Source organism: Streptomyces sp. (genome assembly GCF_035644915.1).
GTDB lineage: Bacteria > Actinomycetota > Actinomycetes > Streptomycetales > Streptomycetaceae > Streptomyces.
Genome location: NZ_DASQNP010000062.1, coordinates 12499 through 30340, shown reverse-complemented (window position 1 = coordinate 30340; position 17842 = coordinate 12499). Strand labels below are relative to the sequence as shown.

Sequence of the window (17842 nt, the reverse complement as noted above, 5' to 3'; positions counted from 1 at the left end):
CCATGCGTCCATTGCAGCACCACTGCGCGCCGCGGCTCCCGTACTCGCAAGGAGCGTGCACGTAGGAGCGAGCATCGTTCTAACGTTTCCGCAGGTCACGCGGCTCGAATGGGATCACCTCACTCCATCGCCGTGGAAGAGGGCACCCATGATCGCCACCTATGGATTCAACGCCGCCCTGACCGCCGGGCCCGGAACGGGCGACCGGCTGGTCGTATGGGACGAAGCGAGCACATTCCAGTGCAATGAGCGTCAGCAGGGAACAGTCCCAAACGGCTCCACTGCTCCCGCGCTGCCCCTCCTTGGCCTGCGGGGCGAGGCCTTCTTGCGGTTGTGCGCCCCTTGCCTCCGGTGCGCCGTTGCACACCGCTTGCGTCCCTGTGCGCCGCCTTTGCCGGTCGTGGCCGGCGTGGTGTCCTCGCCACAGCGACGAGCGCAAAGGGGGCTGCAGAAACGCATCAGCCCTCATCCCGCTCACCGTGGCGGAGATCCGTCGACTCCTGGACGCTCTCCTGCCTCGTCCCCGAGCTGACCACGACCCCGTCACCCACGCACTGAAATGGTCGGCCTGGAGAAGACACCACCAGGCCGTCGCCCGCCGCTGTCACTACCAAAAACGCGGCTCAGGACACGATCCGCTGCTGGAGTACCAACGATCAACCCAGCAGGATATCGCCGAAGATTGTCCCGGCCAACACAACATAAACGGTGCACGCAATGTAGTTCAGCACGGCCGTTGCTTTGGTCGACCCGACAAGACGTGCGTGAAAAAATCCCGCCAGAACTCCGATGCATCCGTAAAGAATCACCTCCATCAGAATGTCGATCGCACCAAGGATCGCCATCTGCAATCCCGGGTTGTCCGCGCTTCCGATGAACTGCGGGAGCACCGCAAGGAAAAAGAGAATGATCTTCGGGTTCGTGATGCTGACGAAGACGCCCCGCAGATACCAGCGACCTGCCGTGACATCACTGTGCCCGCTGATCGCACGACGCGCATGACGCATCGTCACGTATGCCAACCACAGTAGATACGCTGCACCCAAAATCCTGACCGCATCCAGTGCTAATGGGTACGATCGGGCGATTTCTCCTATACCGGCGACGACGGCGGCGGCGTAGACACTCATGCCGGTTCCGATGCCGAGGATGGCTTTCACCGCGGACCGGCGACCGCCTTCGAGGCCCACTGCGAGCATGTAGACCATATCGGGCCCAGGGGGGCCGAGGAAGAGCAGGATCACTGCCACGTAGCCCGGCAGCACCGTCAGATCCACCATCGTCAGCGACCTCCAGCCCCGGCGTGACGTGCGGGAACTCCGCAGTGCTGGCAGCGATCGCTCCACGCCGGGTTACCGCCGGCGGCGGACGGGCACCCGATGCTGGCCTTGGAGGGTGTCATGGGATCTCCCAGTCGAGATAGAACCACCTAAGGAGGTTCCACCATACACGCGAAGCTCCTGATGGGCATGGGTGATCTTGCACGTGGCCCCATCCACCAGGAGCTTCGCCGTTCGCAGAAGTCAGGAACGCGGGGTGAATGTGATCGGCAGTTTCCTCGCGCCTGTGTTTCCGGAATCAGGCAGCCACTCAGCGCCCTCCCCCACACGCAGATCGGTCATCCGCGTAGCCAGCGCCGAGAGGGCCACATTGATGTCCGCCCTGGCGACGAAGTGCCCCAGGCAATGATGCAGGCCGCCACCGAACGCAAAATGAGGCGAGCGATCAGCGTCGAGGTCGATACGGTCCGGGTTGTCGAATTCGGCGGGATCAGTGGCCGATGAGAGGGTGAACAGGTGGACTGTTGTACCCTTCTCGATCGTGCGCTCCTTGTGTTGGAATGTTTCTGCCGCTTCGCGCGTAATCCATCGGCCGATCGGATTGATGCGGAGCACTTCTTCGACTGCCTTGGCAGAGTAGCGGTCCGGATCCGCGGCCAGCTTCTCCCACTGATCCGGCTGCCTTGAAAACGATTCGACAGCCAGCGCCAGTTGGTTCCGAGTCGTGTCGATTCCCGCGAATATGAGCAGGATGATGAGATTGATCAGCTCCTGATCCGAGAGCCGGCCGTCATCCTCGTCCCTTGTTTCCACCAGGGTGCTAAGGATGTCGTTCCGAGGTGACTCCCTCCTGCTTTTCACCAAAGACTCTGCATATCGAGTGAGTTCGACGACAGCTTCGTCGATCTGTGCAATGTTCTCCTGGATGGAGATGCCGAGACCGAGCCCGATCGTGGACGCCAGCTGATTGATCTTCTTCCAGTCGCGCTCATCGATGCCCAGCATCATGCACAGGATCCTGGTCGCATACGGCGCCGCGAAGCGACTGGCGAATTCTGTCTGCCCGTCTTCGATCCATTCGTCTATCAGGCTGTCCGCCAGGGCTCGGAACCGGGCATGCAACGGCTCTATCCGGCGCGGAGAGAACGCGGGGTTCACCAGGCGTCGGATCCTGTTGTGCTCGTCACCCTCCAACACCAGCAGAGTCTTCTTCCACCAGCTGTCGAAGTGCCCCTCGACCACTCCGTGCTGAGCCGGCCACTTGGCCGACCCTTGCGTCAGACGGGGGTTCTTCAGCAGGAAACTGCTGTCCTCGTACGAGAGGACGGCAATGCCCCAGTCGGTTTCTGCGTACCAATGTGCAGCTCGCGCCTTCCGCACCTCTTCCGAGTCCATGCGAAAGTACTTGTCATTGACGTCGAGGTGCAGAGGTGTGGGTTGCTGCGCCATGGGAAACGACTCCTGATCGTCGAACACTGCGGAATCAACCGGCGGTCAACGGGCCGATGCGGTAGAGGACCTCGTCGTGGTGGCTGTCGGGGAAGAGGCTGCTGGGGAACAGCACGCGAGTTTCGATGTGAGCCGAGTGCTTCTTGGCGAACTGCTTCAGCACCATGAGGATCGCCTTGTTCTCGACGGAGACCGTGGCCTCGACGTACCGGGCGCCATGGGCCACCTGCTGGTCGGCCGCGGCCTGGAAGAGCTTCACCCCGAGGAAGGGGATGCCGTGGCGCGGGTTGACGGCGGTTTGCCAGACGAAGTAGGTCTCGGGCTCGTCGGGGCGGCGGTAGCCGGTGAGGAAGCCGACGATTTCGTCGTCCACGGTCGCGATCAGCGAACCGTCGGCGAAATCCCGGAACCACAGCGTGTAGTAGTAGATGCTGTTGGAGTCCAGGCCGGGGGTGTTCTCGACCAGTTTCCACACGGCTGGGCCGTCCTCGGGCACCGGTGCCCGGAAGACCGCCTGCTTGTTCGCGACGGTGCTCCGGTCTGCGCCGGCTGCGGGGGTAGCGCTGATCGTCATGGTCGGACCGCCTCGGTCTCTGTCAGCAGCGGGTGGGCCATCATGGCGGGGTGGGTCCTTTCTCCATCGGGGGTACCGGGCGCGGTCATGCCGTTTCGTAGACGGCGCGCTGTACGATGCGCAGCCCTTGGTCGAGTTCGTCGCTGGTGATGGTCAGCGGAGGCAGCAGCTTGACGACCTGGCCATGTGCTCCGGAGGTCTCCATCAGCAGTCCGAGTTCGAAGGCTCGGCGTGCGGCGCGGCCGGCGTGCCGGGCGTCGGAGAGCTCCAGGCCCCATACCATCCCGCGGCCGCGGTAGGCGGATCCGCTGTGGTGCGCGGCAGTGTCGCGCAGCGCGGCTTCGATGGTCTGGGCGTGTGCCAGGGTCTGCTGCTTCAGCTTGTCGTCGGCCCAGTAGGTGTTGAGGGCGGCGGCCGCGGTGACGAAGGCCGGATTGTTGCCGCGGAAGGTGCCGTTGTGCTCGCCCGGCTCCCAGATGTCCAGCTCCGGCCGGAACAGGCAGAGGGACATGGGCAGTCCGTACCCGCTGATGGATTTGGAGACGGTGACGATGTCCGGGGTGATGCCGGCCTCCTCGAAGGAGAAGAACGTCCCGGTGCGGCCGCAGCCCATCTGGATGTCGTCGACGATCAGCAGCATGTCGTGTTGCTGACAGAGCTGGGCGAGGCCACGCAACCACTGCGGGCGAGCCACGTTGATGCCACCCTCGCCCTGGATCGTCTCCACGATCACCGCGGCCGGCTTGTCCAGCCCCGACCCGTGGTCCCGGAGCAACTGCTCGAACCACAGGAAGTCGGGTGTCTTCCCGCCCATGTAGTGGTCGAAGGGCATGGGAGTGGTGTGCACGAGCGGTACGCCGGCGCCGGCCCGTTTGAAGGCGTTGCCGGTCACTGCCAGGGAGCCCAGCGTCATGCCGTGGAAGGCGTTGGTGAAGGAGACGATCGCCTCCCGCCCCTTGACCTTGCGCGCCAGCTTGAGGGCTGCTTCGACGGCGTTGGTGCCGGTCGGGCCCGGGAACATGACCTTGTAGGGCAGGTCCCGCGGGCGCAGGATCATGTTCTGGAAGAACTCGAGGAACGCGCGCTTGGCCGTGGTCGACATGTCCAGGCCGTGGGTGACGCCGTCGCGCTCCAGGTAGTCCAGCAGGGCGCGCTTCAACACCGGGTTGTTGTGGCCGTAGTTGAGGGATCCGGCGCCGGCGAAGAAGTCCAGGTACTCGTGCCCGTCCTCGTCGTACATGCGGCTGCCCTGCGCCCGGTCGAACACGGTGGGCCAGCCTCGGCAGTAGCTGCGTACCTCCGACTCCAAGGTCGTGAAGACGCTCAGGTCGGGCTGGATGAGCGTCATGCCGAGGCCTGTTCGAGCTGAGTGCGGAGGACGAAGTCGGTGAAGGTGTCCACCGAGACGAAGTCGTCCGCGTCCAGGTCCTCCGGGTCGACGACCAGGCCGATGGAGTCCTCCAGGGCCATCAGCATCTCGAGCATGGTGGTCGAGTCGAGGTGCAGGTCGTCGAAGAGCTTCACGTCGCCGGTGAGGCCGGTGACGGGGCGCTCGAGGACGTCGGTGAGGGCGTTCTCGAGGGCGGTGACAACGTTCTGGCGATCCATGGTCATGTCCTTGTGTGGAGTGAGGAGTTGCTGCGGCCGGGTGGGAAGAGGATCAGTGGGCGAGGCCGGCTTGCGGGGCCTCGGCGGTGACCGGGGTGGCCGAGGTCTGTTCGATCAGAGCGGCCAGCTTCTTGCGGTCGACCTTGCCGTTGCCGTTGGTGGGCAGGGCGTCGAGGCGGACACAGCGCCGCGGGATCTTGAAGGGCTCGATGTGGTCGCGCATGCCCTCGCGCACCTCGTCCGCGGTGATGTCGGCGACCACCGCGAGGAGCGCGCCCCGCTTGCCCTCGGGCGGCAGTACGGCGGCCGAGGTCACCCCGTCGACGCGGGTCGCGGCGGCTTCCACCTCGGTGGCGCTGAGACGGAATCCCCGCTCCTTGTACAGGTCGTCCCGGCGGCCGGAGAAGTAGAGGTACCCCTCCTTGTCCAGCCAGCCGTAATCGCCGGTGCGCAGCTCGGGGAAGAGTCCCTCCGCACGGGGGAAACGCTCGGCGGTCAGCTCGGGGCGTTTCCAGTAGCCCGCCATGACGTTCGGGCCGCGCACGACGAACTGGCCGGTCTGTCCGGGAGGCAGCCGGTTCCCGTCGTCGTCGATGACGAAGACCTCGGTGCCCGGCAGCGGCAGTCCGCAGGATCCCGGATGGTCGAGGTCTCCGTCCGGCGGCATGATCGCCGTGCGCTTGCACTCCGTGAGGCCGTACATGACCTGGATCCTCAGCCGGGGCAGTGCGGCGCGCAGCGCGGACATGGTGGTTTCGGACAGGGCCGCTCCGGTGTTGGTCAGCAGCCGCAGCCGGCTCGGTCCTCCGCTGCTGCGGCGTAGCAGCCAGGCGAGCCGATCGGCGATGGAGGGCACGGCGGGCAGCACGGTCGCCCCGGCTTCCTCCAGGCTGCGCAGCAGCGGGGGACCGACCTCGGCGACCGTGCCCAGGTGCAGTCGGGCGCCGCTCAGTGCCGCGAGGTAGACCTGGTAGAGGCCGTAGTCGAAGGAGAGCGGCAGCGGGCAGTACACGACGTCGTCGCTGCGATACCGCAGGCACTCCTGGATCGCGGAGACGGCGAAGAGCACCTGCTGGTGGGTGCTGACCACGGCCTTGGGCAGCGAGGTGGTACCCGAGGTGTAGATCAGGCTGACCGGGTCCACGGTCAAGGCGCTCTGGCCACTGAGGGTGAGCGACACGTCGGTGCCTGCATCGAGCGCGGTCCGGACAAGCTCGTCGAGCCCGAGGAATCGCACATCGTGCTCGGCGGCGGTCCGTCCCGCATCGGGATCGTCGGAGACCAGCAGCTTGGGTTCGCAGTCCCGCAGCACATGTTCCAGAGGCCCGCCGCGTACCTGCTCGTGCAGCACGCTGAAGACGGCGCCCAGGCGGGAGGCCGCGTAGAGCAGCACGGCGATGCCGATCCCGTCGGCTGCGGTGACAACGACCCGGTCGCCGCGCCGCAGTCCTTCGCGTTGCAGGAGTGCGGCCGTCCTGGTGCTGGCGGCGGCGAGTTCTCCGTAGGTCAGGCTGCGGCCCTGGGAACTCAACGCGGCAGATCGAGGGCTGCGGTCGGCGGCCGCCTCCAGCAGTTCGTGCAGCAGCTGCGCTGTACGGGCCATCAGGTCTCCTCGGCAACGGGGTTGAGGGCGGTCGCCGTGTCCGTCCTGCGGTAGGGGACGACAGTGGTGGCGGTGGCGGAGCAGACGAGCTGGGGGGCGTCGAGTACTGCGGCGGCGCTCTCTCCTGCTCCTGGGTGGGCGCTGAGGACTTTGTGCGCCTCGAGTTCGACCACCCGGCGCAGCCTGGTCCGTCGTACCAGTCGCCCGCGTGCCTCGATGTAGTCGCCCGGCTTCACGGGTGCGGCGAAGCGGACATCGCTGTACTGGGCCAGCAACCCCTCGTCGCCGTCCGTGCGGATGGTGATCTCGGTGACCAGATCGCCGAACAGTCGCAGGATGCGGGCGCCGTCCACCAGGTCACCCCCGTAGTGGGCTTCCTCCTGGCCGACTCGTACGCGGAGGAAGGCTGTGGTCTCCGGGGTCTGTTCACCGCGGGCACTCTGCTGGGCGGGGGCTGTCGTGTTGATGCTGGGCGGCGACACGGCGTCAGGCTCCTTCAGTTCTGTGGATGCTGTTCGTCCGTTTTCGGCTGCCGCACCGCCGGCGCCGGGGATGCCGATGGCGACTGCGGCTACGACGGTCTGTTTGTGAGTGATGGACACTGAGACGGAGGGCGGGGCCAATTGGGCGGCTCTCCCGCGGAAGCGGACGACGGGGGCGCCATGCGGTGTGTGCTCCACGCATATCTCCCGCGGCGCCACGCCCTGGAGGAAGCCCATGCCCAAGACCTTGAGGACGGCCTCCTTGGCGGCGAAGCGGCCCGCGAGGAACTCCAGGCGCCGATGGCCACGGAGGGTCTCGGCATGGGCCAGTTCCTCCGGGGCGAAGCTGAAGCGCAGGAACCAGGGTCGCTCGACCAGGCGGCGGAGTTCCGAGCAGTCGAGGACATCCACCCCGATCCGGGCGGCCCGGCTTGCCACGGTGGTCATCCGGACGCTGTGCGGAAGTCGACGAGGTGCTGCTTGGCCAGCAGGTCCTCTGTGGTGTCGCGTTCCCGGATCAGGTGGGCCCGCCCGCCGTGCACCATCACCTCGGCCGGGAAGCCGTGACTGAGGAAGAGTCCGGGTGAGGCGGTGGGCCCGTAGGCCCCGGACCGCTCCACTGCCAGCAGATCCCCCGGCCGCACCTCCGGCAGCTGGACCTTCTTGGCGATGACGTCGTTGGGTGTGCACAGCGGCCCGGTCACGCTGTAGGGCCGCAGCGCTCCAGCAGCCCGGTTACCCACGTGGCGGATCGGGAAGTTGCGCTTGACGAAGCTCCCGACACCGACGGCGGCCATGTGGTGGTTGGTGCCGCCATCGGCGACCACGAAGCTCTCCCCCATGGAGTTCTTCACATAGCGGGCCCGGATGAGGTAAGTGCCGGCCATGGCCGTCAGGAACCGGCCCAGCTCCATGATCATCCGGCAGTGCGGGTTGCGCGCGGAGAAGGAGGAGAGAACGTCCGCCAGTCCGGTTCCCAGCGCGGCGAGGTCCAAGTCCTCCTCGTTCTCGAAGTAGGCGACGCCGAGCCCGCCGCCGAAGTCCACGGTCTCCAGGGGGAAGCCGAGTCGTCCGGCCAGATCCTCCGCGGTGGCGAGGATCTGCCGGGTGTTGTGGACGACGTCTTCGTGGTTCAGGAACCGTGTCCCCATGTAGGCGTGCACCCCCTTCACCCGGATGTGGCGCAGGGCTGCGAGTCGGTGCTTGGAGTCACGCAGTTCGGCTTCGTCGATGCCGAACTGCCGGGGCTTGCCCCCCATGGCCAGTCCTGACCCCTTGCTGCCGAAGGCGGGGTTTACCCGCAAAAGCACCGGGAACTCGTCACGGCCGGCGGCTGCCAGCAGCGAGTCCAGCAGGTCGAGTTCGTCCAGTGATTCGCAGACGATCGCATGGATTCCGGCTTCGATGCACGCGGTGAGCTCTCGTTCGTCCTTGCCGGGGCCGAGGAAGATGATGTCCTGGGGCGCGACCCCGGCTCGCAGAGTGGTGACCAGTTCGGCATAGGAGGAAACCTCGGCGCCGGCACCGAACGAGTTCAGCAGTGCGCAGACACTGACGTTCGGGTTGGCTTTGAGCGAGTAGAAAACATCGACACTGGCGGGGAGCACGCCGCGCAGCTTGCGATACGTGTCTTCCAGGATGTCCGCGTCGTAGACGAACAGCGGGGTGCCGAACTCCTCGGCGAGTGCCGCCATCGTATTGCCCTGAATGTGGTCATTCGAGGTAGCCATACAATCACTGCCATCCGCCGTCATCGAGCCGGCGGCTTACGGTCCGCTCCTTCGCGAGTGAGCTGCCCGGGGTGGATGTCCGCTCTTTCATCGCTCGCCTCTCTCACTGGTTCGTCCTCCAGCAATCAAGATTCTGCGAGCTCTCGCGAGGCAAAGGAAGAACTGACGGGTGGCCTGAATCGGTCCTGACCTATTCAGGCCCCTGGACGGACTTGGTATCCGCCCAATGGGTTGTCGGCGACCGCGATATTCCCCGTGCACACTGAATCAAACTTATGAAAAGGACCGGCTCCCCGCGGTGGCCAACGGGCGCAGCGGCACCGGTCGAGCGTTCGTGATGGCATGCGGGCAAAAGCCATCAAGGACATCCTCACGGAAGACACGGCCGCACGGGGCCTTGCGCCTCGGCCGTCCGCGCAGCACGCCCGGACGCGCCCTGAAGAAGATCGCTGAGCAGGGCGGCGTGGTCATCCTGCTCGCCGGCAGGGACACCCTGATACGGATCAGATCAGGGTGAGACGGTCTCAATCCAACTCGTAGTGCATGAGCGGCGCTTCAGCGCGTCGCAGGCACCATTCAGCCAGCTGAGGGCACGCAGCGGCTGCGCGCATCCAGATCTGCTCCGCGGTCGACTCGGCCTCGTTCAGAGACGCGACGCGGAGGAAGAGACCGATGACAGGGTGAGGTCGTGACTGGAGATGCACGCTGACGTGTTCAAGGACGTCCGGTGCGGTGGCTTCCAGCATCTGCCTGATCTCAGCAGGCAGGGGGACATCGCCTGGAGGGGAGACAGCGAGATGGACGAGGTACATGAGGCAACTGTCCTATTCGGATCGTCAATCCCTTCCACTGCTTGTCGACCAGCGACTACACGGACCGTCATGGCCGGATGAGCCCCCTCGCGACCGCGTGAACACCAGCCTGGAAGCGGCTTCGCGCGCCGAGGTGGTCCATGAGTTTCGTGGCGATGCGGCGTGCCGTGCGAGCCGACACACCCAACCGCGCCGCGACGGATTCATCGGTGTGCCCTTGGGACAACAGCCGCAGGACTTCCGTCTGCTGCGGACTCAGCCTCTGCGTATCCGCGGGTAAGGCGGTCGCGCCCATCGGCCGGGCGGACTGCCAGACACAATCGAACAGGGCGTACAGCGATGAGACCACTCCTGGCGTCTGCAGAACCACTGCCCCGGCAGCGGTGTCATCACAGTCAGCGGCGACGACGGCGATCCTCCGGTCGCAGATGATCATGCGGTTCGGCAAGGAGGGGACGGTCCGTATTCGCCCGCCGAGCGCGGCCAGCCACTCCGCGTGCGCCACCGTGGCAGGGTCGTTGCGGGCGCTGTCCAGATAGACGGTGCGCATCCGCACACCGCGCTCGAGCAGGTTCTCGGCGAGCGGCCGCGAACTGCGCACATTGGCCGCCGTCTGGGCTCCGCCCGGAGCGAACGTCAACAGCTCGTCCTCGACCCTGTCGTACAGAGTCGCCAGGTAGTCGCGGACGCAGTCGACCCCGTTCAGGCGAAGTAACTCTTCCCTGCCCTGGGTGAACTCCGATTTGAGGCGTACGGCGGCAGCCTGAGCCTCTTGCACACGTTTCTGTTGCGCGGCGAGCTCGGCTCGTTGCCTTGCCAGCAGAATGTCTGCGGCCAGGTGCGGGTCAACTGCGTGGAAATTCCGGGGATCTTCGGAGGAACTCCGTATCAGGGCCAGTTCGCTGAGGGTGTCGAGTGCTGTCAGTACCGCCTGCTCAGTCAGCTGGAGGCGGCGCATCAGATCGGCCACACCGTCCTGCGGGTGCGCCAGCATCTCGCGGTAGACCACCTCGGCCGTGGCGTCCATTCCCAGAACATCGAACATGCGATTCCCCCTTTTAAGCAGCGTGCGGTGGCGAGACTGCGGAGCGCGGGAGTCTCGATACTACGAAGTCACGACGACCAGCGACCGGACAGCACGGTCAGTCGGCAAGGCTCGACTTCTTGCGCCTGTTGGCGAGGAAGCGTGCCTTTTTCTCACGGTTCCCACACGTGTTCATGTCGCACCATCTGCGGGTGTAGCCGCGGCTGGTGTCGAGGAACGCGGCTCGGCACGTCGGCGATGCACACAACGAGATCTTTCCTTCTCGTTCTCCCGCGAGGAGGCTGATCGCATCGGCGGCGATCACGCTGAGCGCGTCTTCCACAGAAGCAGAACCCAGCTGCCACTCCCGGCTGCCCTCGGGCGTCAAGATCGCCGAGGCCAGACCGTGAGTACTGCAGTCATTGATGACTTGGACAGCCGAAGAGGGAAGCGGTTCCTGGTTCGCGACAGCGGTGGCAGCTGCGTGAATTGATTCCCGTAGCTCCCGGGCGTGGTCGAGCTGGGATTGGCTGCAGGAGTCGACGGCGAGTCCATTGACTGCCAGCCAGTCCACGAGCCGGGATGGCACAGGAATGCGCTCCAGCGCCTCGCCGTAACGCTCCGACAGGGTCCCCGTGAAGCTGGTCGCCAGCACCTTGCCCAGACGGAACTCGGGAAAATACACCACCGCCATGGAACCACCTTAGCCGGTTACCTTCTGCAGCACAAGCATACGAGAACCCCCACAGATGGTTCCACGCGACTCGGGGATCCCGCACACCCTCCAAGGTCACCACCGGGTGCCCGGCCGCCGGCTGAAGAAACCCAGCGCGGAGCGCCGGCTGCGCCGACCCGGCCCATGGACCGCCCACTACGGGCCTGAACAGGCCAGGACCGCTTCAGGCCACCCGTCACTTCTTCCTTCGCCGCGCGGAGGCTCGTAGGGTCGTGATCGCCGGAGAATGGACCGGCGAAAGGGACGAGCGATGGAAGACCAGGGACCATGAAGATTTTTGTCGACAGGGTCAAGTGTCAGAACCACGGACAGTGCGCGATCTCGGCCCCCACCAACTTCGAGCTCGACGCCAATGGGGAGCTTCAATACCAGGAAGCGTTCGATGAAGAGAACATCAGCGACATCGAGGACGCTGTCGACTCTTGCCCCCTGCAAGCGATCTTCCTGAAATCGTGATGCCGCCGGTGGCTGATAGGCGGCCGCTTATCGGCATAGTCGGCTCCGGTATAGCCGGACTGCGAGCGGCCAACGCGATACTCAAATGCAAGGTCGACGCCAGGATCGTTGTCTTCGGAGACGAGACTCACCGTACCTACAATCGGCCAGGTCTGACGAAGAAGCGGTATCCCTTGTCGGATGCCCTCGAAATGACGATCGCCGAGGATGTGAAGGTGAATGGAGCCGAGAATGACGCTCTGACCTGGCGCCTCGGCACCCGAGTCGAGACTGCGGACCTGCGTGACGGGATTCTGCATCTGAGTACAGGTGAAACATTCGAGTACGACGGTCTGGTGATCGCTGCGGGTGTACGCCCGCGTACCTCGGTCCGGGGCAACGGGGAGTGCGAGCTTCATACGCATCGAACCCTGCGTGGTTTGGGCGATGCGCGATACATCCACCATCGGCTCCAAGCAAGCGAAAAGGTCACGATAGTAGGCGCTGGATTCGTTGCTTGTGAGCTTGCTTCGCTGGCCAAAGAGTACGGTTGTGAAGTCCTCATGCTGGAAGCGCTGCGACGCGGGCCATTCGAGAGCATCCTGGGTGAGCGTGTTTCGATGGCGCTTGGCCACTGGCTCGTTCAGCACGGCATTACGTTCCTGACGGGCGATTCCGCAAGGGAACTGCTCTGTGATGTGAAACCGCCGAACCCGGAGACCCCGTCCGATCGACCTCTTTTCATCGAGGCGATCGGAAGTGTTCCCAATGTGGAATGGCTGCACGGAAACGGCCTGGATCTGTCCGACGGGGTGCGCGTCGATGAATACATGCGTGTGTCACCGTGGGAGAATGTGTTCGCGGCCGGGGATATTGCTCGTTACCCTGACCCGTGGACGGCCGGGAACCTTACGCGCATGGAATTCTGGAAGAATGCGATCGACACCGGTGATCTTGCGGGCAGGTCTCTGGCGTCGTCCTTGGGGTACGGTTCGGTGACCTCCCGGATCGGATACTTCCCCAGCATGTCCACGGAAGTACTCGGACTGCGTATCCAGATTGCCGGCAACCCGAAGATGTCGGATTCAATGGAGATCGTCTGCGGAGATCTGGATCAACTGGACCAGGGAGTGCTCGTCGCGTACCTCCGGGAAGGCGCCATGGTCGGGGCTGCCTACATGGACAAAGGCGCTCGGTTCAATAGTGCCTATATAAAACTTTTGAAGTCGTTGAGAGAGCGCTGAACGGGCGCCGGGACCTTCTCGCCGGCGTCGAATGACCAGGGGACGGCCTCCGGGCTGTCCTGGGTGATCTGCTCGGTGCCAGTGAGGACCGCGTCGATCGCGGCTCCGCGGATCTGGTGGGAGAGCGCGCCGATCATGCCGCCGGTCCGTTCGTGCAGGAGGCGATCGAGCTTGACCAGCGTTCCAGGAACACGGTGGCGCAGCAGCAGCGTCCTCTCCATGGTGCTGACCAGCCCTTTCCGCTCCTGGCCGTAGGGGAAGGGGTGGGTGGGGGTCAGGGTGAAAGCCGGGCGATCTGGGCTCCGCGGGTGCCGGAAAGCAGGCTGCTGTGCTCGATCTCGATGCCGGCGTAGATGAACGTGGCGGCGATGCGTTCGGAGAAGTACTTGAGGGCGTCGGCGACTTCGGCGCCGTGACGGGTGGTCAGCGAGATGTTTGCAGCTCGTCGACCAGGACGAGCCCGGTGCGGGCCTTGGTGCAGACCCCGACGACCGAGTCGATGATGTCGGTGATGAAGACCGGCGGGCGTCCCGGCCCGGACGAACTCCCAGCCCACCGCCCGGCAGGCCGGCTCCATCGCCTCGAACGACTCGGCGGCCGCGTCATCGACCTGGTCGTCGGCCCGCACGTCCACGACGCGGCCCCGGCCGTCGGCGAGCCGGACGAAGTAGTCCGGTGCGTGCCGCCGCCTTCGGGTGCCGTCGTGCCAGTGCAGCCAGAACGGCCGCGAGGCGAGCCCCACCACCTGCGGATCGCGGTCCATCAAGATCAGATGGTCCCGCTCCAGCCAGGACTCGTAGCCAACGCGGTCCCGGGACGTCGCGCAGTAGTACCAGCCCGCGAAACTCTCGACGCCCTTGGCCCAGCGGAAGTCCCGGACCGGCGCCACAGCCTCGAACGGCGTACTCCACCCCTGCCCAAGGGCTGTCGGCGTCGACGTCCTCGCTCAAGAAAGTCCAGCTCAAAGGCCGACCTGCTCGTACGCGAGCTGCTGGACGCCGGGATCGTCGGCCGGGACACCCCGAGGTACGACACCGATCCCGGTTTCAACGCCGATGGCGCCCACACGATGCGGATCATCGCCGACCATTTCGGGCTTCCCTCACCACCGCTCGATTTCGGCTCGTGACCTCCGGCCACGGCCCCGGCGTCCCGTGGAGCACACGCCGTCTCGGGACCATTGCTCTCCTGGCCCGCCGGGAGGCGCCTTGGACGGGACGTCGGTGGTGCTCGGCGAGGCGGTCATCTGACGGCGCCGGGCGTTCAACTGACGGTGGGCCAGGAACGCAGCAGTCCGGCGATGTCGGCGGCGGTGCAGGTGGGGGCGAGCAGCAGGTCGCGCAGGGCCGCGGCATCCTCACGGCTTGGTTTGACCGAGATGCCGGAGGCCTCCAGGTACATCACGCCGGTGGCGGCGGCGACGGCGAGGTTGGAGCGCTCCAGCCAGCGGCAGCGGCCCAGGGTGTGAACCAGTGCGGCGGCGCGGGCGTAGGGGCCGTCGTAGACGGGGTGCTCGAGGAGTTCGGCGCGGTGGCGGGCGCAGGCGGCCACCGGGACGCCGTAGTCGTCGGGGGCGGGGTCGCCGGCGCCGGCCAGTTCGGCGACCTGCAGGATCCAGGGGACGTCGATGTGCAGGTCCATCAGGCGGCGTGCGCTCCCCGGCCGCCCTGGGCGGTGGGCCCGTGCTGGGCGTTCTCGGCGTCGTCGAAGAGTCGCTGGTGCTCGGCGAGGAAGCGTTCGGCGGCGCCCAGGGCGCGTTCGCGCAGACCCGTGGCGTCCTCCAGGACGAGCTGAGCCAGGTAGTCCCCCACGGACAGTCCCCGGTCGGCCGCCCGCTTGCGGGCGAGTTCCGCGATCTCGGCGTCCACCCGGGCGCCGAGCTGTGTCTTGTTGGCCATGCCTCAGATGGTAACAGGCGTTACCAAGACGGGAGACGGGTTCGGTCTCCCGGCCCGGTGCGGGGCGCGGCGGCCTCCGGTGCGTTCGGGGCCGCCGGGAGCGCCCGCCGGTTGTGCGCCTGGGCCGCCGGGGATCTACGCGGTGACGGGCCGGTGCCGGAAGGGAGGGCACCGGCCGACTGCGCCCCGGCCGGACACCGCGGGCGCCCTGCTCCCCCGGCAGCCGGTGTACGGCAGCGGGCGGGCACCGGCACACCCGAAGGCGCGGGAGGGCGCGGCAGGCGTCAGCGCAGCCGCTGTCCCTCCTGCGACCGGGAGCGCCGGGGGACATGCGGCGCGGGGCGGGCATCGGCCCCGCCGTCCAGGGTCCGTACGGGGATGCGGCTGCTTCTTCCGGCCGGGTGGCGCCGCTTCGGCCAGGGCAGTGGCCGCGACGCCGCCGGGCTCGACGCCGACCGGGGTGAAGATGCCGTTCGGCTGGCCGGAGTCCCAAGCCGGGCGTGCTCCTCCGGCGGGAGCACGGTGTGCCGGGTCTCGGCGCACGCGTTGCGGTGGAACCCCTCGATGACGCCGTGGTCGACCGTGCACCGTGCCCTCGGGCGGGGTGCCGCCGCCGGGGACGTGCGGGATCATGCCGGTTCCCGGATTCGCCCGGCCGGGCGGGCGGGTGCGACGAGCGCCCGGCCGAGGCCGAACACGACGGTGGGGGTGAGCCGGCCCCGGGCGAGGCCGAGTTCGACGAGGCCGTCGAAGACGCGCTGGTCGGCGGCCGAGGCGCGCAGCCCGGCCTCGACGACGGGGCGGCTGCGGGCGAGCCGGGCGGCCAGGGCGGTGTGACGCAGGTGGGGCAGCAGCATCCGGCGGGTGGCGCGGGCGTACCGCTCCCCCGCCTGCTCGGGTCGTCCCTCACGCCGTGCCGCGGCCACGGCACGGCCGGCCGCGATGCCGGTGGCCACGGCGTAGTAGATGCCCTCGCCGGTCAGCGGGTTCACCAGGCCGGCGGCGTCGCCCACGAGCAGCACGCGGTCGGCCGGTGGGCGCCAGCGCGCCGTCGAGAGCGGCAGGTGGTGCCCGACCCAGTGCCGCCCGGCCCCGGTCGCGCCGGGCAGGAGCGCATCGAGGCGCTCCAGCAGCCGGCCGCGGGTCGGCGCCGGACGGCCCCGGTGGAGGACTTCGCCGTATCCGACGTTCGCGAGGCCGTCACCACGGTCGAAGGACCAGGCGTACGACGGCTGGTGCCGGGTGCCGAATTCGATGACCTGCGTACCGCGCCGCCCGGGTGCGACCGGGGCGTAGCCGCGCAGCGCCAGGGCCATCGGACCGCGGGGCCGGCCGAGCGCGCGTCGGACGGCCGAGTGGGCGCCGTCGGCGCCGACGACGACCGCGGCGGAGATCTCCCCGTCGAGGACCACCGCGTCGGTGTACTGCCGCAGGTCCCGGACCCGGTGCCGGAGGAACCGGGCACCGGCGGCGACCGCCGCGTCGACCAACCGGGCGTCGAGGACCCGGCGCGGCACCACCCACGCCGGGCGGGCCATCCGCCGCTCGGCGACCAGGCCGTCGCGGCCGAGGCGGAGACGGCCGACCGGAATCCGGTCGTCGACGACGCCGGTGACGCCGACCTCGGCGAGGAGGTCGAGGACGTGCGGGGCCACCCCGTCGCCGCAGGCCTTGTCCCGCGGGAAGTCCGCCCGGTCCAGGAGGGCGACGCGCAGGCCCGGGTCGGCGCGCAGCGCGCCCAGGGCGGTGGCGGCGCCGGCCGGCCCGGCGCCGACCACCACCAGGTCCCAGTGGGCGGGTGCCGACGCCATCAGCCGGCCACCACGGACGGCACGGACCGTACGACGCCCGGGCGGGCCGCCGGGACCGCGACGGCGGTCACGGGCGCCGCCGCACCGCGGCCGGTCCGCGGCGGATCGCAGCGCCCAGCGCGCCGAGCACGGTGCGGGGGCGCAGTACGGGCGTCCTGCCGGACGCGGCCTCCTTCATGCCCTCGACCACCTCGGCGAACACCTCCGGGCCGTCCTTGCCCGGGGCCCAGCCGAGTTCCGTGCGGGCGCGGGCCGTGTCCAGCATCGGGAGCGCGAAGCCCATGTCGAGCCATCCGGTGTCGACCTGCTGCAGGCGCGCGTGCCAGGCGGCCGACATGGCGGCGCGGACCACCGCGGAGGGCACGTGCACCAGCCTGGCGCCGAGCGCGTCCGCGATGACCGCCGCGGTCACGGGCGTGTCGGCGGCGAGGTTGAACGGACCGCCCGCGCGTTGGTGGAGCACCGCGGCGATCGCCTCGGCGACGTCGTCGGTGTGGACCATCGGGATGGTCAGCCTCCGGTCCATCGGCAGGACCGGCAGCAGGCCGAGCGCCCCGGCGGGCACGAAGGCGGGCACGCCGTACCGGAGCAGGGCGCTGCCTGCGGCGCGCTGCCCGACGATCCCCGGCCGGAGGCGGGTGACGAGCGTGCCGGTGCCGGAGGCCTCGTGCCGGTCGAGGAGGCGCTCGGCCGCCGCCTTGTGCCGGCTGTACCGCGAGCTGGGCACGCCCCCGGTGGGCCAGGACTCGTCGACCGGGCGGTCGTCCTTCTTCGGTGAGTAGGCGCCGACCGAGGACATGTGGACCAGGTGCGGGACGCCGGTCCCGGCGACGGCCCGGAGCACGCGGCGGGTGCCGCCGATGCCGAGCTCGGCGAGGTAGGTGAGGTCGTGGGACGGCTGGAAGCCCCACGCCAGGTGGACGACCGCGTCCGCGCCGTCGAACGCCTCGACGAGCGTCTCGCGGCAGGCCTCGGTGCTGAGGTCGACCGAGCGCCAGTCGACGCCGCGGCTGTCGGGGCCGTCGGGCAGCCGCCGGGCCAGGCCGACGAGGTGGTGCGTGCCCTCGGCACGCAGGCGTCGTACGAGGGCTGAGCCGATGTTTCCGGTCGCCCCGGTGACCACGATGCGCATGCGGGATCGGTGCCCCGCCGCCGG

18 protein-coding genes are annotated in these 17842 nt (G+C 67.7%); 2 read left to right on the top strand and 16 right to left on the bottom strand.

Going from position 1 to position 17842, the window contains the following annotated elements:
- Positions 1 to 656: 656 nt before the first annotated feature.
- The 10 genes from VE546_RS06465 to VE546_RS06420 form a co-directional block, all read right to left on the bottom strand.
- Positions 657 to 1280, bottom strand: a complete 624-nt coding sequence (locus VE546_RS06465) for a LysE family translocator (RefSeq protein ID WP_324919472.1) — start codon at positions 1278 to 1280, stop codon at positions 657 to 659.
- A gap of 243 nt (positions 1281 to 1523) precedes the next feature.
- Positions 1524 to 2756 carry a cytochrome P450 gene (locus tag VE546_RS06460; protein ID WP_324919470.1) on the bottom strand — a complete coding sequence of 411 codons (1233 nt, stop codon included), beginning with the start codon at positions 2754 to 2756 and terminating at the stop codon, positions 1524 to 1526.
- Between the two features lie 7 nt (positions 2757 to 2763).
- Complete coding sequence (gene ectA / locus VE546_RS06455; RefSeq protein ID WP_324919468.1) at positions 2764 to 3303, bottom strand: diaminobutyrate acetyltransferase; 540 nt, start codon at positions 3301 to 3303, stop codon at positions 2764 to 2766.
- An 85-nt stretch (positions 3304 to 3388) separates the two neighbouring features.
- On the bottom strand, positions 3389 to 4651 hold the full coding sequence (gene ectB / locus VE546_RS06450) for a diaminobutyrate--2-oxoglutarate transaminase (protein WP_324919466.1): 1263 nt from the start codon (positions 4649 to 4651) through the stop codon (positions 3389 to 3391).
- A complete protein-coding gene (locus tag VE546_RS06445) occupies positions 4648 to 4911 on the bottom strand; it encodes an acyl carrier protein (RefSeq protein ID WP_324919464.1) in 264 nt (87 codons plus the stop codon). Before VE546_RS06445 ends, ectB begins: the two co-directional genes overlap by 4 nt.
- A gap of 52 nt (positions 4912 to 4963) precedes the next feature.
- Positions 4964 to 6514 carry a class I adenylate-forming enzyme family protein gene (locus VE546_RS06440; RefSeq protein WP_324919462.1) on the bottom strand — a complete coding sequence of 517 codons (1551 nt, stop codon included), beginning with the start codon at positions 6512 to 6514 and terminating at the stop codon, positions 4964 to 4966.
- Entirely contained in the window at positions 6514 to 7443 is a 930-nt protein-coding gene (locus VE546_RS06435) for a holo-ACP synthase (protein WP_324919460.1), read from the bottom strand. Before VE546_RS06435 ends, VE546_RS06440 begins: the two co-directional genes overlap by 1 nt.
- Positions 7440 to 8726 (bottom strand): diaminopimelate decarboxylase, encoded by a 1287-nt coding sequence (locus VE546_RS06430; RefSeq protein ID WP_324919458.1) that lies wholly within the window; start codon positions 8724 to 8726, stop codon positions 7440 to 7442. Before VE546_RS06430 ends, VE546_RS06435 begins: the two co-directional genes overlap by 4 nt.
- Positions 8727 to 9605: 879 nt before the next feature.
- Positions 9606 to 10583, bottom strand: coding sequence for a LuxR C-terminal-related transcriptional regulator (locus VE546_RS06425; RefSeq protein ID WP_324919456.1), 978 nt, complete (start codon positions 10581 to 10583; stop codon positions 9606 to 9608).
- 97 nt (positions 10584 to 10680) lie between these two features.
- Positions 10681 to 11256: a CGNR zinc finger domain-containing protein gene (locus tag VE546_RS06420; RefSeq protein ID WP_324919454.1), complete on the bottom strand. Its 576-nt coding sequence runs from the start codon at positions 11254 to 11256 to the stop codon at positions 10681 to 10683.
- 309 nt (positions 11257 to 11565) lie between these two features.
- Here VE546_RS06420 and VE546_RS06415 point away from each other — a divergent pair, with 309 nt between their 5' ends.
- Positions 11566 to 11754, top strand: coding sequence for a ferredoxin (locus VE546_RS06415; RefSeq protein ID WP_324919453.1), 189 nt, complete (start codon positions 11566 to 11568; stop codon positions 11752 to 11754).
- The gene (locus VE546_RS06410; RefSeq protein ID WP_324919473.1) at positions 11754 to 12977 is read left to right on the top strand and encodes an FAD/NAD(P)-binding oxidoreductase; all 1224 of its coding nucleotides are present in this window, start codon (positions 11754 to 11756) and stop codon (positions 12975 to 12977) included. Before VE546_RS06415 ends, VE546_RS06410 begins: the two co-directional genes overlap by 1 nt.
- On the opposite strand, the gene VE546_RS06405 is transcribed toward VE546_RS06410, so the two are convergent.
- The 6 genes from VE546_RS06405 to VE546_RS06380 all read right to left on the bottom strand — a co-directional run bounded on the left by VE546_RS06405 (position 12941) and on the right by VE546_RS06380 (position 17818).
- On the bottom strand, positions 12941 to 13198 hold the full coding sequence (locus VE546_RS06405; protein WP_324919450.1) for a hypothetical protein: 258 nt from the start codon (positions 13196 to 13198) through the stop codon (positions 12941 to 12943). The genes VE546_RS06410 and VE546_RS06405 overlap by 37 nt on opposite strands.
- A 53-nt stretch (positions 13199 to 13251) precedes the next feature.
- Entirely contained in the window at positions 13252 to 13866 is a 615-nt protein-coding gene (locus VE546_RS06400; RefSeq protein WP_324919448.1) for a TnsA-like heteromeric transposase endonuclease subunit, read from the bottom strand.
- Between the two features lie 374 nt (positions 13867 to 14240).
- Positions 14241 to 14618: a fic family toxin-antitoxin system, toxin component gene (locus tag VE546_RS06395; protein ID WP_324919446.1), complete on the bottom strand. Its 378-nt coding sequence runs from the start codon at positions 14616 to 14618 to the stop codon at positions 14241 to 14243.
- The gene (locus VE546_RS06390; protein WP_324919444.1) at positions 14618 to 14875 is read right to left on the bottom strand and encodes a hypothetical protein; all 258 of its coding nucleotides are present in this window, start codon (positions 14873 to 14875) and stop codon (positions 14618 to 14620) included. Before VE546_RS06390 ends, VE546_RS06395 begins: the two co-directional genes overlap by 1 nt.
- A gap of 629 nt (positions 14876 to 15504) precedes the next feature.
- Complete coding sequence (locus VE546_RS06385; protein WP_324919441.1) at positions 15505 to 16686, bottom strand: geranylgeranyl reductase family protein; 1182 nt, start codon at positions 16684 to 16686, stop codon at positions 15505 to 15507.
- A 67-nt stretch (positions 16687 to 16753) separates the two neighbouring features.
- Positions 16754 to 17818 (bottom strand): NAD-dependent epimerase/dehydratase family protein, encoded by a 1065-nt coding sequence (locus VE546_RS06380; protein ID WP_324919439.1) that lies wholly within the window; start codon positions 17816 to 17818, stop codon positions 16754 to 16756.
- Between the last annotated feature and the right edge of the window lie 24 nt (positions 17819 to 17842).

Excerpts from the sequence above, each read along its gene's own strand:
- VE546_RS06465 (WP_324919472.1), bottom strand. The coding sequence starts at position 1,280 with ATGGTGGATCTGACGGTGCTGCCGGGCTACGTGGCAGTGATCCTGCTC.
- ectA (WP_324919468.1), bottom strand. The coding sequence starts at position 3,303 with ATGACGATCAGCGCTACCCCCGCAGCCGGCGCAGACCGGAGCACCGTC.
- ectB (WP_324919466.1), bottom strand. The coding sequence starts at position 4,651 with ATGACGCTCATCCAGCCCGACCTGAGCGTCTTCACGACCTTGGAGTCG.
- VE546_RS06445 (WP_324919464.1), bottom strand. The coding sequence starts at position 4,911 with ATGGATCGCCAGAACGTTGTCACCGCCCTCGAGAACGCCCTCACCGAC.
- VE546_RS06440 (WP_324919462.1), bottom strand. The coding sequence starts at position 6,514 with ATGGCCCGTACAGCGCAGCTGCTGCACGAACTGCTGGAGGCGGCCGCC.
- VE546_RS06435 (WP_324919460.1), bottom strand. The coding sequence starts at position 7,443 with ATGACCACCGTGGCAAGCCGGGCCGCCCGGATCGGGGTGGATGTCCTC.
- VE546_RS06430 (WP_324919458.1), bottom strand. The coding sequence starts at position 8,726 with ATGGCTACCTCGAATGACCACATTCAGGGCAATACGATGGCGGCACTC.
- VE546_RS06425 (WP_324919456.1), bottom strand. The coding sequence starts at position 10,583 with ATGTTCGATGTTCTGGGAATGGACGCCACGGCCGAGGTGGTCTACCGC.
- VE546_RS06420 (WP_324919454.1), bottom strand. The coding sequence starts at position 11,256 with ATGGCGGTGGTGTATTTTCCCGAGTTCCGTCTGGGCAAGGTGCTGGCG.
- VE546_RS06415 (WP_324919453.1), top strand. The coding sequence starts at position 11,566 with ATGAAGATTTTTGTCGACAGGGTCAAGTGTCAGAACCACGGACAGTGC.
- VE546_RS06410 (WP_324919473.1), top strand. The coding sequence starts at position 11,754 with ATGCCGCCGGTGGCTGATAGGCGGCCGCTTATCGGCATAGTCGGCTCC.
- VE546_RS06405 (WP_324919450.1), bottom strand. The coding sequence starts at position 13,198 with ATGGAGAGGACGCTGCTGCTGCGCCACCGTGTTCCTGGAACGCTGGTC.
- VE546_RS06395 (WP_324919446.1), bottom strand. The coding sequence starts at position 14,618 with ATGGACCTGCACATCGACGTCCCCTGGATCCTGCAGGTCGCCGAACTG.
- VE546_RS06390 (WP_324919444.1), bottom strand. The coding sequence starts at position 14,875 with ATGGCCAACAAGACACAGCTCGGCGCCCGGGTGGACGCCGAGATCGCG.
- VE546_RS06385 (WP_324919441.1), bottom strand. The coding sequence starts at position 16,686 with ATGGCGTCGGCACCCGCCCACTGGGACCTGGTGGTGGTCGGCGCCGGG.
- VE546_RS06380 (WP_324919439.1), bottom strand. The coding sequence starts at position 17,818 with ATGCGCATCGTGGTCACCGGGGCGACCGGAAACATCGGCTCAGCCCTC.